Here is an 11589-nt window from a genome sequence, read left to right as displayed (position 1 = left end):
TGTACAGTTGAGGGACTATAATCACCATCAATCATTTTTAAAAACTAACTGTGCCACACACTCCACATGACTCGTATGCGGAAACATATCCACCGGCTGCACTTCCTCCGTCACATACCCACCATCCTCAAGAATTCGCAAATCACGAGCTAGCGTCCCAGGATTACAAGACACATAAACAACGCGTTTTGGTTTCATCTTTAAAATGGTGTCAAGTAGCGCTTCATCGCAGCCTTTTCTTGGAGGATCGACGACGAGGGTGTCTGCTTTGATGCCTTCTTTGTACCAGTTTGGGATGACGGTTTCTGCTTCGCCGACTGCGAATTCGACGTTGTTGATTCCGTTTAAGGCAGCGTTGCGTTTTGCGTCTTCAATTGCTTCTGACACAATTTCTACGCCATATACTCTGCCTGCTTTTTGTGCGAGAAACAAGGAAATCGTACCAATTCCACAATACGCATCGATGACGGTTTCTTCGCCTTGCAGTTCGGCATATTCAAGTGCTTTGTCGTAAAGTACTTTTGTTTGAGCTGGGTTCACTTGATAAAATGAGCGAGCTGAAATTGCAAATTTAATGTCGCCAATTGTGTCATAAATATATTCTTCTCCCCATAAAACGGTCGTTTCGTCTCCGAAAATGACATTTGTTTTCTTCGAATTCACGTTTTGCACAATTGACCGAATGTGTGGGAAGCGTGCTATAATCTGCTCAATCACTTGCTGTTTTTGCGGGAATTCAGCCGTTCTTGTGACAAACACAACCATCATCTCACCTGTTGCCATGCCGTAGCGAACCATGACATGACGCAGCCAGCCTTTATGACGCTCTTCGTTATATGCTTTGATGCCAAACGCATTGCAGATGTCTTTTACTGCCTGTACCACTTCGTCATTTTCTGATTGCTGGATCAAGCATTTTTCCATATCAATGATTTCATGGGTACGCTGCTGATAAAATCCTGCAACAAGTCCGCCTTCGCGTTCGCCAACTGGAACTTGTGCTTTGTTTCGGTAATTCCATGGATCTTCCATTCCGAGCACAGGATGAACTTTTACACGGCTCATATCAAGCTTGCCGATCCGCTCTAAAACGTCCTTCACTTGTTTCTGTTTAAATAGCAGCTGGCCTTCATAGCTCATATGCTGAATTTGACAGCCTCCGCACTGCTTATAGATAGGACATGGCGCATCTTGCCTATGCTGACTTTCCTTTGTCAGCTCCATGAGTCGCCCAAAAGCAAATCCTTTTTTCACACGCGTGACTTTGATTTTCCCTTGTTCGTCTGGAAGGGCATTCGGTACAAAGACAGGGAATCCTTCAATTTTCGCTACACCTGCACCTTCGTGCGTTAAGTCTTCAAAGGTTACATTGTAGTATTCATTCTTTTCAACAGGCGGTTTCATTTTCACCAATTTTATCACCTCATTTGCAAAGAAAAACTTGGCGCCATACGGAACCAAGTTCAATCTCTACCCTATTTTTTCAGCTGTTGCTTTTGGCACAATAAATTCTATATGACGATACAAATTTTCAAATTCACCTGGCAGCATGCCGCCGTATTCGCCATCTAAATTCAATTGCATTTTATCTTTTACATCTACTTTTACGCGGTTCGCTTTTGCGTAGATGACATTGTTATCATGAATATGCTCGCCTCGAAGTGCAAGGCTGACTACTCGAATGGCTTCTGCTAGGTTGACCTTCTTTAAAATAATCAGGTCAAACATCCCATCATCTAAAACGGAATCTGGCGCTAGCTTTTCAAAGCCGCCTACTGAGTTTGTGAGTGAAACAAGAAACAGCATGATTTCTCCATGAAACAATTTGCCGTCATATTCAATTTCGACTTCTGTTGGGCGGATCGAAGGAAGCATCTCCATGCCTTTTAAATAATACGCAAGCTGTCCAAGCATTGTCTTCAGCTTACTAGGCACTTCATAAGTGAGCTCTGTTAACCGGCCGCCTCCTGCAATATTAATAAAATAATGGCCATTGACTTTACCAATATCAAGCGGCTTCGCTACACCATCTATAATGGCATCTGTTGCTTTTAAAACACCTTCTCGTGGAATGCCAAGTGCTCTTGCGAAGTCATTTGTTGTTCCAACCGGAATAATTCCTAGTTTTGGTCTTTTTTCAAGCGGGGCTAGTCCGTTGACGACTTCATTGATCGTGCCGTCTCCACCTGCTGCTACAATTAAATCAAAGTCTCTCTGTGCGGCATTTTCAGCTGCTTGTGTCGCATCTCCTGCACATGTCGTTGCATGACAAGATGTTTCATAGCCAGCTTGTTCAAATTTTTGCAAAACCTGCGGCAAATTCTTCTTGAAGATTTCACGCCCAGATGTCGGATTGTATATAATTCGAGCACGTTTCATTCATCATCATCCTATATTCATTATGCAATCTATTTTCACCACTAACAACCTTTAATTATACTATGAGATTTGAAAATGGCAACAGAACAACCACCTAATATTAGAAATCTCTTGCCACATTTCCCTCAGCAAGAAAGCATTCTGATAAGATAAAAGAAAACGCTGTAAAGGATGGTTTGCGATGAAAAAGCCTGTCTATTTTAATCATGATGGCGGTGTTGATGATCTCGTTTCGTTATTTCTACTCCTTCAAATGGAATACCTGAAAGTGATCGGGACGTCTGTCATTCCTGCTGATTGCTATTTAGAGCCCGCTCTCAGTGCATCTCAAAAAATCATTGATCGATTTAGCCCTTATGACATTGAAGTCGCTGCTTCAAATTCTAGAGGCGTCAATCCTTTTCCGAAAGAGTGGCGCATGCATGCTTTTTATATAGATGCATTACCTATTTTAAACGAGAAAGGCACTGTCGATACAAACGTGTCCAAGCTTCCAGCACACCTTCATTTAATTGAAACTGTTAAAAAGGCAGCCGAACCTGTCACGTTGCTCTTTACAGGCCCACTCACAGATCTTGCTCGCGCTTTAGAAGAAGATCCTTCCATCTCTAATAAAATTGAAAAATTGGTATGGATGGGCGGTACATTTCTTGAAAAAGGGAATGTGGAGGAACCCGAGCATGACGGGACAGCAGAATGGAATGCATTTTGGGACCCTTATGCTGTCAGCACCGTCTTCAAGGAACGCTTTCCTATTGATATGGTCGCACTTGAAAGCACGAATCAAGTTCCACTTACACTTGATGTGCGTCAGCGCTGGGCTTCCCTTCGTTCTCACATTGGGATTGATTTTATTGGACAGTGTTACGCCTTTTGTCCACCGCTCATTCATCATGAAACGAATTCGACGTATTACTTATGGGAAGTACTCACTACGATGACGCTTGCTTCTTCATCATTTACCCATTCAAAAGAAGTGAACACAATCGTTTATACCGACACGCCAAAGCAAGGACGTACCGAAGAACATCCAGATGGAAAGTCAATACAAGTGATTGACCATGTCGATCGTGATGCCTTTTTCCACGCATTTGAAGAGCTCATGAGAAAAGCTGTTTGTCAGATTTCAATATAAAAAAAGCCCCGCCAATAAACGGGGCTTCCTCTTATTCTTCTTCAGCGTACTTTTTCTTACGTCTGAACTTGCTTAAAATTTCATACACGATTGGGACGATGACCAATGTGAGAAGTGTAGAACTTGTTAAACCGCCAATGACGGTGACGCCAAGTCCTTTTGATACGATCTGGCTTCCGCCTTCAAATCCTAATGCAAGTGGCAGAAGTGCACCAATCGTTGCAAGTGCCGTCATTAAGATTGGTCGTAATCTTGTTGTACCTGCTTCCAGTAATGCTTCTCTTGTTGAAAGGCCTTCGTTTTCTTTATGAATGACGCGGTCAATGAAGACAATGGCATTTGTCACAACGATCCCGATCAGCATAAGCAATCCTATCATGGCATTTAAGCTGATGGTTTCTTTTGCTATAAACAGTCCGACTAGTGCACCAATTACCGTAAATGGTAGTGAGAATAGAATCGCAAATGGTGCAAGGCCTCCGCCAAATGTGATGACGAGAACAAGGTACACAATGGCAATTGCTGCAAGCATTGCGAGACCAAGCTGTGTAAAGGATTCCTCAATATCCGCACTTACGCCGCCTGTGTCAATCGTTACGCCAGATTTCACATCAAGCTTGTCGACTTTCTTCTGAACATCCTGCGTTACACTTGAGACGTTGTCTGTTGTCATGTCACCAGACACTTCTGCGTAGATTTTCCCATCACGTTTTGTCACTGTATTTGCTGTCGTACCGTCTTTTACTTTTACGACATCACCAATTCGGACTTCTTGTCCTGTAGGAGTTGTGATTTTTTTATTTTCTAAATCTTTTTTGCTCTTATATTCGTCTTTTTCGGTTTGAAGCTTCACATCAAGTTCTTTGCCGTCCTCTGTGACTTTCGTTAGCGTTGTTTCACTATTTTGAGGAGCAATTGCTTGAGCGATTTGTGAAGCAGTTAAACCTAGCTTCGCCAGTTTTTCTTGATCTGCATTAAACGTATATTCGTCGTATTTCTCAGATAAGCTTGTGCTGACATTTTTTAAGTTTTTCTCATCTTTTAAGATGTTCTCGACATCTTTTACTGTGCCTTCAATATCGCTTACTTTGTCACCGTAGACGTAGTACGTTACAGTATTGCTTGCGCCAGCAGACGAGAAGTCTTGTGATTTCCATTCCCCTTTAGACGTTTTGTCTTGCAGGGCTTTCGTTACTTTATCTTTTTCTTTATCAAAGTTTGGCGTGTCATCGTCATATTGTACGAAGAATAACGCACCATTAGAGTTGCCCCCTACACTTGCTGTCATAGGATTTGAAGAACCTAGTGAATATTGAACAGTATTGACATGGTCACGTTTGATCAAATATTCTTCTGCTTTTTTCGTTTCATCGATTGCTTGTTCTCTCGTTTGTCCCGGCTCAGGTGTATATGTGACCATCGCCGTCTTCTCGGCTTGTTGTGGTAAGAAGCTGACACCGACTAGTGGTGCTAAGAATAAGCTTCCGACAAGCATAAGGATGGCAATTCCTGATGTGATCCATTTATGGTTCAGCGTCCAGTTGAGTACACGTCTATAACCGCCGGCAAGCTTACTTGGTTTATGCTCTTTCACTTTTTTCGCTGTGCCATACAGGTTCTTTTTAAATAGACTGTGTGCCATCATTGGAACAATCGTAATGGCAACAAGCAGTGAAGCCAGTAAAGCAAACACAATCGTTAGCGCAAATGGGATGAATAGTTCACCAATCATTCCACCTACTAATGCTAATGGTAAGAATACCGCAATGGTGACAATCGTCGAAGACATAATCGGGATAAACATTTCTTTTGTGGCTTCTCTGACGAGTGCTTTGCCTTTTAACGGTTCATCCTTTAACGCCATTCGTCGATAGATATTTTCTATGACCACAATTGAGTCATCGACCACACGTCCAATGGCGACCGTCATGGCACCAAGTGTCATGATATTTAATGTGATATCCAGCTGATTTAATAATAAAACAGCAATCAACAGGGATAACGGAATAGAGATGACCGAAATTAATGTTGATTTGATATCTCGAAGGAACAACATAATGATAATGATCGCAAAGATTGCTCCAATGATCGCCTTGTTCAGCATTGTACTGACAGATTCTTTAATCGGCTCTGCTTGATCATATGTCGTGCTGACTTTGATTCCTTTGTTGTCTTTTTTGAATTTCTCAAGCTCTTTCGTCACTTCTTCTGCCACACTCACAGTGTTGGCATCAGAACCTTTGACAATTTGCAGACCGATGCTGTCTTTTCCATTCGTTCTAGAAATCGATTCTGCCTCTTTTACTACTTTAATATCCGCAATGTCAGAAAGCTTGATCGTTGGCAGTTCTACAGATTGAGCGCTTGCTGCCCCTCCACCAGGTTGCTGCTGAGCTGCTGCCTGTTGCTGACTTGCATTACCAGCCTGCTGCTCCGCACCTTGTGCACCTGGGTTTTCAGCGCCGCTAGATGGTGCGCCAGCGCTTCCCGCGCCGCCGCTTGCACTTGGTGTGACAGGGATTCGCATGTTTTTCAAATCTTTGACGCTTAAGATATTGCCGTCCACAACAACCGATTTTTGCTTGTTGCCAAATGTGTATAGACCTAATGGTACATTGACATCAGAGCCTTTGATCATGTTTTGAACAGTTTCTTCATCTAAACCGTATTCTTTCAATTTCTTTTGTTTAAAAGAAAATTCTACTTCTTTGATTTGCTGTCCTGAAGCTTCGACAGAAGAGACACCGTCTAATCCTTCAATGGAAGGAACAAGGTCGTTTTCTACTTTCTGTGTAAGGTCTTCTAATGATTCTTTATCACCAGAGACACTGATTGCTAAGATTGGAATTGCGTTAATGCTAAAGCGTGCGATTTTTGGTTTTTCTGCATTTTCCGGAAAATTGATATTGCTAATCGCATCTTCAATTTCCTTCTTTGCTTCATCCATGTCTTTATTGTAATCGTACTCGATTTGAATAGATGAGGCATTTTCAAATGAATTGGATGTGACAACATTGACTCCGTTGAGGTTTTGAATAGACTTCTCAATCGGGTTGGTCACCTTATCTGATACTTCGTCCGGCGTTGCGCCAGGATACGTTGTAGAAACCGTAATGACTGGAGTGTTGATATTCGGGATTGATTCTTGTTTCATATTCAATCCAGCATATAGACCAGCAACTGTTACGATAATCGTCATGAGCCATACAGCGAACTTATTCTTTAATACAAAATTGATGATCGAATTCATTATGTCCTCCATTTTCCTTTATGTATTGACTGACTGGTCATTCTATATCATAATAAACGGTGATATACAATGCCGTCAACCATTTCACTTGCGTTTGACGTAACATTCTAAAGCTGAAGGGGCCTTATTTCATGAACGAAAAAAAAGAAAAAATCATTAAAACAAGCATCCAGTTGTTTGCGAAAAAGGGTTTTTCTTCTACGACCATTCAGGAAATTGCAGATGAGTGCGGAATATCAAAAGGCGCATTTTATTTACATTTCAAATCAAAAGAGCAGCTTTTCAATCGCGCCTTTGAATATTATATCGACACGTCCATGCAAAGTATTGAAACGATTCGAAAAGAGAATCAGCATCTCGCGCCGAGAGAGATCTTCCAGAAGCAAATCGCTGAACAGTTTCAGCATTTTGCTGAAAACAAGGATTTTATCATTTTGATCCTCAGCGAGAACATTATTCCAGAAAACCAGCAAATTAAAAAGTATTCAAAAACTGTGAAAAAACAAATGAATGAAGAAATCCAAATTTCCATCTTGACCACTTATGGACAGGAGATCGAACCATATATAACTGACCTGTCAGTCATGATTCAAGGAATCATCCAATCGTATGTGCAGGTGCTGCTTTTACAAGATCAGATGCAATTATCATTTGATGAGCTCTCTTCCTTTATACTCGAACGGTTTGATGATTTGGTTCAAGGGATGCTTCGCTCTCAGACGAAACCTATTTTAAAGCCAACCATTTGGGATGATGATGCGCCGAGTGCTACTTCCCTTCAAGAGGAGCTTCGTTTGTTAAAGCTTGAGCATTTGCTTTCTGATGATACTCTTGTATCCATTGAAGTCATTGAAGAAGAACTGGCGAAAGCTGAGCCTCGTAAGCCAGTCATTCAAGGGATGCTGACGAATTTAGAAAAGTGTGAGGACCCTGCTGTCATAAGAGTAGTCGAACAATTGAAGCTGTTTCTTTCATAATTTTACGCGCTGTTTTTCCGGTTCGTTCCCCTTTATCCCCCTTCGAATGTGCACTTTCGCTTATGCTTCATTATAAGAAAAGAATCTCCGAATTGATATACGGCGGTGGTCTGAATCTATGATAAGACCCTGTCAGTTCAAATAAAAAAACCGCCTCTTCTCATGAGGCGGTTTCAGCGTGTAGACAAACCCTCGCATTCGTTGTCAGTCCTGCGTGCTGGTGCTCACGAATGGCAAATTCGCTCCGCGCCAGTACTCGTCTTTCCTAGACTTCAAAGGTTTTCTATCACGCTGAAAAGAAGACAAAGGGCTAAAATCAAAATCATTTTAGCCCTTTGTCAACAATCTGAAACCGCCTCTTCTCATGAGGCGGTTTTTTGCTAATTAGCGTTTTTTGATTTCTTCTAGGAGAATCTTGTTGACCATCGGCGGGTTTGCTTGACCCTTCGATGCTTTCATGATTTGTCCGACTAAGAAACCAATCGCGCGGTCTTTTCCATTTCTAAAGTCTTCGATAGATTGCGGGTTGTTATCAAGTGCTTCTGTCACAAGTTTGAGCAGGGCACCTTCGTCAGAAATTTGGACAAGTCCTTTTTCTTTGACGATTGTTTCTGCGTCTCCCCCATTTTCAATCAGCTCTTTGAATACCTTTTTGGCAATCTTAGAAGAAATCGTTCCTTTTTCAATGAGCTTGATCATGCCAGCCAGGCCTTGCGGCGTTAGCTTTGTATCTTCCAGCTCTTTTTGAGCTGAGTTTAAGTAAGCAGATACTTCGCCCATTAGCCAGTTTGAAGCTTGCTTCGCTTCTGCACCTTCTGTAATGGTTGCTTCAAAGAAATCAGACATTTCTTTTGTCAGTGTCAGCACCATCGCATCATATGCAGGAAGCCCTAGATCATCAATGTAACGTTTGCGGCGCTCGTCTGGAAGCTCTGGGATCGACGCTCTTACACGTTCTTTCCACTCGTCATCAATGTACAGCTCCACTAAATCTGGTTCTGGGAAATAGCGGTAATCATCAGAACCTTCTTTGACACGCATCAGAATCGTCTTTTTAGACGCTTCATCATAGCGGCGAGTTTCTTGTTCGATCAAGCCGCCAGAAAGCAATACTTGCTCTTGACGTTTCTCTTCGAATTCAAGACCTTTTTGTACGAAAGCAAATGAGTTCAAGTTCTTGAGCTCTGTTTTCGTTCCAAACTCTTCACGACCGATCGGACGAAGTGAAATGTTGGCATCACAGCGCAGTGAGCCTTCTTCCATCTTACAGTCAGATACGCCTGTATATTGAATAATGGATTTTAGTTTTTCTAAGTACGCATATGCTTCTTCTGGTGTGCGAATGTCTGGCTCAGATACGATTTCAACAAGCGGTGTGCCTTGACGGTTGAAATCGACAAGTGAATATCCGTCGCCTGTATGCGTCAGTTTACCTGCATCCTCTTCCAAATGGAGACGCGTAATACCAATTCGTTTCGTTTTACCTTCTACTTCAATTTCAATCCAGCCGTTTTCACCGATCGGTTTATCAAATTGAGAAATTTGATACGCCTTTGGGTTATCAGGATAGAAGTAATTTTTACGGTCAAATTTTGTATCTGTTGCGATCTCGCAGTTTAGCGCCATGGCTGCTTTCATTGCAAAGTTCACCGCTTCTTTGTTCAATACAGGCAGTACGCCAGGATATCCAAGGTCGATGACACTTGTTTGCGTGTTGGCAGCTGCACCAAAAGGTGTCGGCGAGCTGGAGAAAATTTTTGATTGTGTTTTTAGCTCAACGTGGACTTCAAGTCCAATTACCGTTTCAAAGTTCATTCTGATTCACCCCTTACAGTTCAGGTTTTGCTTTATGATGATCTGTTGCTTGCTCGAAAGCGTGAGCCACGCGGTAAACCGTTCCTTCATCAAAGTGCTTGCCAATGATTTGCAGTCCTAACGGAAGACCGTTTGCAAATCCACAAGGCACACTGATTCCTGGAACGCCTGCAAGGTTCACAGGGATCGTTAAAATATCGTTCGCGTACATCGTTAGTGGGTCGCTTGTCTTTTCACCAATCTTAAACGCAGGAGTTGGTGTTGTTGGTCCTACAATGACATCATACTTTTCAAAAACATCTTCGAAGTCTTTTTTGATCAATGTACGGACTTTTTGCGCCTTTTTATAGTATGCATCATAATAACCTGAGCTAAGAGCGAATGTGCCAAGCATGATGCGGCGTTTCACTTCGTTTCCAAAGCCTTCAGAACGAGTATTTTTATATAAATCAATTAGGTTTTCTGCATTATCTGTACGGTAGCCATAACGAATGCCGTCAAAACGCGCAAGGTTTGCAGATGCTTCTGAAGAAGACAGCAAGTAGTAAGTCGCAAGCGCGTATTTAGAATGCGGAAGAGACACTTCTTCCCAAGTTGCACCAAGTCCTTCTAATACTTTTAACGCTTGAAGAACAGACTCTTTTGCTTCCTCGCCAACGCCTTCTCCAAGGTATTCTTTTGGCACAGCAATTTTCATGCCTTTGATATCTCCAGTTAATGAAGAAAGAAAATCTGGGACGTCGACATTAGCACTCGTTGCATCCATTTGATCTACACCAGCAATCGCTTGAAGAACATATGCGTTGTCCTCTACGTTACGCGTAATCGGCCCGATTTGATCTAATGAAGAAGCAAATGCGATTAAGCCATATCGAGATACACGGCCATACGTTGGTTTCAGACCTACAACGCCGCAGAATGATGCCGGCTGGCGAATCGAACCACCCGTATCTGATCCGAGTGAAAATGGTACTTCACCTGCTGCAACTGAAGCTGCTGAGCCGCCACTTGATCCACCTGGAACAGTGTTTAAATTCCAAGGGTTTTTCGTTGCTTTGTAGCCTGAGTTTTCTGTAGAAGATCCCATTGCAAATTCGTCCATATTTAATTTACCGATTGTGACTGCTTCCGCATCTCTTAAACGATTGACAACCGTAGCATCATAAATTGGATCAAAGTTTTGCAGGATTTTACTTGATGCAGTTGTACGTAAGTCCTTTGTGACGATGTTATCTTTCACACCGATTGGCATACCAAACAATAGACCAAGCTCGTCCTTTTCACCAACTGCCTCGTCCAATTCCTTTGCATACGCACGAGCTTTCTCTTCGTCCAGTGCAAGGAATGCTTGTACTTTCCCGTCTACTTCATTGATTCGTTTATAAGACTCGTCCACTAAATCAGAAACAGACAGTTCCTTTTTATGTAAAAGCTCTTTTAATTCAGAAATTTTGTGATCAAACAGTGACATGCCTCAGGCCTCCTTTAGTCCAAAATTGATGGCACACGAATATAGCCGTCTTTATGATCAGGCGCGTTTTTGATAACTGCCTCAATGGAAAGACCTTTATTCGGAACATCTTCTCTCATGACGTTTTTCATTTTTAATACGTGTGTTGTTGGTTCAACGTTTTCCGTATCTACCTCGTTTAACTGCTCTGCAAATGAAATGATGCTATCAAGCTGTTCAGTAAACATTTCAGCTTCTTCTTCTGTAATTGCAAGCCGTGCCAAATGCGCCACGTGCTTTACTTCTTCTATTGAAATTCTAGACATGCAGGTTCACCTCCAAAAATGATACGTGTTCGTGGTCATGATCATAAGTCATATACACTTTATCATATCAAATTTTACTGTTCTAAAGCAACTTTACACAGGCTTGAGAAGGTAGCCATTCACCCAAAACCAGAAAGTGTGAAAATAATTTGTATCAGAGATTAAATATTTATCAGAAAATTTTTTCTTTTAAATGTTTTTGGTAGCGCTTACATATAGATTCTCATCAATCATTTACGCATTTTTTTACGTAAGAA

General features: G+C 41.9%; 8 protein-coding genes. 2 read left to right on the top strand and 6 right to left on the bottom strand.

What is annotated here, in order from left to right; genetic code table 11:
• Nucleotides 1-27: 27 nt before the first annotated feature.
• Nucleotides 28-1410, bottom strand: coding sequence for a 23S rRNA (uracil(1939)-C(5))-methyltransferase RlmD (rlmD, locus tag GPS65_RS12575; protein ID WP_161985432.1), 1383 nt, complete (start codon nt 1408-1410; stop codon nt 28-30).
• 60 nt (nt 1411-1470) lie between these two features.
• The gene (locus GPS65_RS12570; RefSeq protein ID WP_119124528.1) at nt 1471-2379 is read right to left on the bottom strand and encodes a diacylglycerol kinase; all 909 of its coding nucleotides are present in this window, start codon (nt 2377-2379) and stop codon (nt 1471-1473) included.
• Nucleotides 2380-2560: 181 nt separating this feature from the next.
• On the opposite strand from GPS65_RS12570, the gene GPS65_RS12565 reads away from it, so the two are divergent.
• Nucleotides 2561-3514, top strand: coding sequence for a nucleoside hydrolase (locus GPS65_RS12565; RefSeq protein WP_119124527.1), 954 nt, complete (start codon nt 2561-2563; stop codon nt 3512-3514).
• A gap of 31 nt (nt 3515-3545) precedes the next feature.
• Here GPS65_RS12565 and GPS65_RS12560 read toward each other — a convergent pair whose 3' ends face one another.
• Nucleotides 3546-6764 (bottom strand): efflux RND transporter permease subunit, encoded by a 3219-nt coding sequence (locus tag GPS65_RS12560; RefSeq protein ID WP_119124526.1) that lies wholly within the window; start codon nt 6762-6764, stop codon nt 3546-3548.
• 131 nt (nt 6765-6895) lie between these two features.
• Between GPS65_RS12560 and GPS65_RS12555 the strand changes: the two genes are divergently transcribed.
• The gene (locus tag GPS65_RS12555; protein WP_012009186.1) at nt 6896-7741 is read left to right on the top strand and encodes a TetR/AcrR family transcriptional regulator; all 846 of its coding nucleotides are present in this window, start codon (nt 6896-6898) and stop codon (nt 7739-7741) included.
• A 384-nt stretch (nt 7742-8125) separates the two neighbouring features.
• On the opposite strand, the gene gatB is transcribed toward GPS65_RS12555, so the two are convergent.
• From gatB to gatC, 3 genes are read right to left on the bottom strand one after another with little or no spacing between them, the layout of a single operon-like run.
• Nucleotides 8126-9556 carry an Asp-tRNA(Asn)/Glu-tRNA(Gln) amidotransferase subunit GatB gene (gatB, locus tag GPS65_RS12550; RefSeq protein ID WP_012009185.1) on the bottom strand — a complete coding sequence of 477 codons (1431 nt, stop codon included), beginning with the start codon at nt 9554-9556 and terminating at the stop codon, nt 8126-8128.
• A gap of 13 nt (nt 9557-9569) precedes the next feature.
• Nucleotides 9570-11027, bottom strand: a complete 1458-nt coding sequence (gene gatA / locus GPS65_RS12545; RefSeq protein WP_044141558.1) for an Asp-tRNA(Asn)/Glu-tRNA(Gln) amidotransferase subunit GatA — start codon at nt 11025-11027, stop codon at nt 9570-9572.
• 14 nt (nt 11028-11041) lie between these two features.
• Nucleotides 11042-11332, bottom strand: coding sequence for an Asp-tRNA(Asn)/Glu-tRNA(Gln) amidotransferase subunit GatC (gene gatC / locus GPS65_RS12540; RefSeq protein WP_003213898.1), 291 nt, complete (start codon nt 11330-11332; stop codon nt 11042-11044).
• Nucleotides 11333-11589: the final 257 nt, after the last annotated feature.

The organism is Bacillus pumilus, from assembly GCF_009937765.1.
Taxonomy (GTDB): domain Bacteria; phylum Bacillota; class Bacilli; order Bacillales; family Bacillaceae; genus Bacillus; species Bacillus pumilus_O.
The sequence above is the reverse complement of the archived record's forward strand: the minus strand, read 5'-3'. Positions and strand labels throughout refer to the sequence as shown.

Bases quoted from the DNA above. Each gene is read 5' to 3' on its own strand.
- GPS65_RS12570 (WP_119124528.1), bottom strand. From the start codon at position 2,379: ATGAAACGTGCTCGAATTATATACAATCCGACATCTGGGCGTGAAATC.
- gatB (WP_012009185.1), bottom strand. From the start codon at position 9,556: ATGAACTTTGAAACGGTAATTGGACTTGAAGTCCACGTTGAGCTAAAA.
- gatC (WP_003213898.1), bottom strand. From the start codon at position 11,332: ATGTCTAGAATTTCAATAGAAGAAGTAAAGCACGTGGCGCATTTGGCA.
- gatA (WP_044141558.1), bottom strand. From the start codon at position 11,027: ATGTCACTGTTTGATCACAAAATTTCTGAATTAAAAGAGCTTTTACAT.
- GPS65_RS12560 (WP_119124526.1), bottom strand. From the start codon at position 6,764: ATGAATTCGATCATCAATTTTGTATTAAAGAATAAGTTCGCTGTATGG.
- GPS65_RS12555 (WP_012009186.1), top strand. From the start codon at position 6,896: ATGAACGAAAAAAAAGAAAAAATCATTAAAACAAGCATCCAGTTGTTT.
- GPS65_RS12565 (WP_119124527.1), top strand. From the start codon at position 2,561: ATGAAAAAGCCTGTCTATTTTAATCATGATGGCGGTGTTGATGATCTC.